Genomic DNA, 2486 nt, shown 5'->3' with positions numbered 1-2486 from the left:
CTTCCCCCCTGATGTTTTTTCTTAAAGTTGGGATACTTAGTACAACCAGCAAAGAAATTAGTGAAAGCTGTTTGTAAATGTCTTAACCCTTGTTGTAAAGGTACACAGCTAACTTCGTTTAAAAACTCTAATTCTTCTTGCTTTTTCCAATCGGTTAGCATTGAAGAAGTTTGAGCGTAGCCTACTCTTTCTTGCTTTTCGTACCATGCTTGTGTTCTGAGATGGAGAGCCTTATTGTAAACTAATCTTACACAGCCCAATGTGCGCCGCAATAGCGACTCTTGTTCGGGTGTGGGGTAAAATCGAAACGAATAGGCTTTCTCCATATCTCACATTTTAGCATATATCGTGTAAATGCGCTAATATTTCACAGGAAAGCCAACCTAGAACGACGGGGTTTCAGACCCAAATTTTCGATGATCGAGAATGGCTTTAGCTTGAATTAAAGCCGATCGCACTTGTTCAAAACCTGTGCCACCATAGCTATTACGGGCCGCTACCACCTGACGAGGAGCGATCGCGTCATAGATATCGGCCTCAAAAGCTGGATGTAATTCTTGCCATTCCGTCAGGGTTAAATCTTTTAATAACTTACCCGCTGCCAAACTGCTTTTAACGACTTTCCCGACTAAATTATAAGCTTCTCGGAAGGGAATTCCCTTACTGGCTAAATAATCCGCCACATCCGTCGCATTAGAAAAATCTTCCGCCACCGCATTAGCTAATCGGTCAGTTTTAAATTGAATTCCGGTGGCTAAAAGTACCGTCATCGCTTGCAAACAAATCCGCACGGTTTTAACGCCATCAAATAACGCCTCCTTGTCCTCCTGCAAGTCTTTGTTATAGGCCAGGGGTAAACCCTTCATTAAGGTCAATAACGCCTGTAAATGCCCAAAAACCCGCCCTGTTTTGCCGCGCACTAATTCGGGAACATCGGGATTTTTTTTCTGGGGCATAATGCTGGATCCAGTGGCACAACTATCGGTGAGAGTGATAAAACTAAATTCTTGGGAAGACCAGAGAATCATTTCTTCGCTCAAACGGCTCAGGTGGACCATAATCAGACTAGCGGCCGTCATAAATTCAATGGCAAAATCTCGATCGCTGACTCCATCGAGACTATTGTTATACACCTGCTCAAAATCGAGTAAATTGGCGCTGTAATGACGATCGATGGGAAAAGTCGTCCCTGCTAAAGCGCCACATCCTAGGGGCGAAATATTAGTCCTGGCGCGAATTTGCCCTAATCTTTGGTGATCCCGTTCGGCCATTTGAAAATAAGCTAGGAGATGATGGGCTAAACTAATCGGTTGAGCGCGCTGTAGGTGGGTGTAACCGGGGATCAGGGTTTCCAGATGGTTTTCGGCGTGATTGACTAAAGCTTGCTGAAAATTGCGAATTTCTTGCCTAATATCATCAATTTGTTGTCTAAGATACAGACGAATATCCGTTCCTACCTGATCATTCCGCGAACGGGCCGTGTGCAGTTTTTTGCCCACATCTCCCACAATCTCGGTTAAACGACGTTCTACGGCAAAATGCACGTCCTCTTGATCGATGCCGGGGTTAAAGTTGCCGGTGCGGTATTCTTGACGAATTTGTTCCAATCCAGAGACGAGACTATCTGCTTCTTCGGGGCTGATAATACCCGTATAGGCGAGCATTTTGGCGTGAGCGATCGATCCGGTGAGATCATACTCGATTAATTCGATATCAAAGCCAATACTGGCGTTAAATTCTACGATCGTAGGATGGAGGCTACCTTCAAAGCGATCGCTCCAAGTTTTCTTTGCTGTCACTGTTTTCGTTAGATGATTGTGGATAAAGTTAACCAAAATATGCTGGACAATTTTGGGGAATAATCCAGCGCTGATAGCATTACCGCTTCAGGTTAGAAAAATCTCCAACCCTACAAACATAAGAATAGCAAGAATTGCTCACTCTGGCTGAATGCCGATAGGCGAAAAGCTAATAATGAAGAAGATCGATTTTGCCTTCGATCCCCCCCTGCCTATCCATTAGTCAGATATTTCTTAACAAAAAGAGAAGAAACTTAAAAAAAGGGGAAACGATTGATAGGTATAGTTTTGAAAGAAGGAATCAAGGTTGGGGTGAGCCAAAAAAAATGGAGAAATGGGCAACCCAAGAATTACAGTATGCAGACCTAGGGGACACGAGAAGAAAGAAAAGGTTAATCAGTATCGTGGAAAACTTGGCCAGCCAATCTAGTACAAAAGTTCGGCAAGCTTGGGGAAATCTAGCCGCAGCGAGTGCCACATCCGACTTTTGGAATTCACCCTATTTTCAACCTTTAATGTGACTCATGGATAGGGTAGGGCTGTTTCATTCTCCCATCAGAATAAGCTGCCTGCGTATTTAAATTGCTTGTTGAGATGAGGCAATAGGCACCCTTGCAAGAGGTAACAGTAAAGGGATTGGGGGAGATGTAGCTCATCTAAGGATAAGCGATCTAAATACGTCTTAGC

The 2486-nt window shown here is 43.9% G+C and carries 2 protein-coding genes and 1 pseudogene; 1 reads left to right on the top strand and 2 read right to left on the bottom strand.

The window, feature by feature from the left end; translation table 11 throughout:
* Both MICAI_RS23110 and argH read right to left on the bottom strand, forming a co-directional pair.
* On the bottom strand, positions 1–326 hold a 326-nt coding region (locus tag MICAI_RS23110), incomplete at its 3' end, for an RNA-guided endonuclease InsQ/TnpB family protein (RefSeq protein ID WP_081504650.1).
* Between the two features lie 57 nt (positions 327–383).
* Positions 384–1799, bottom strand: coding sequence for an argininosuccinate lyase (gene argH / locus MICAI_RS04280; protein ID WP_008198273.1), 1416 nt, complete (start codon positions 1797–1799; stop codon positions 384–386).
* Positions 1800–2125: 326 nt separating this feature from the next.
* On the opposite strand from argH, the pseudogene MICAI_RS04275 reads away from it, so the two are divergent.
* Positions 2126–2311: pseudogene (locus MICAI_RS04275) on the top strand (transposase); the annotation flags it as partial.
* Positions 2312–2486: the final 175 nt, after the last annotated feature.

Origin of the sequence: Microcystis sp. T1-4, from assembly GCF_000297435.1 — a bacterium.
Taxonomy (GTDB): Bacteria; Cyanobacteriota; Cyanobacteriia; order Cyanobacteriales; family Microcystaceae; genus Microcystis.
Note: the sequence above shows the minus strand (reverse complement) of the source record. Positions and strands in the feature narration are given on the sequence as shown.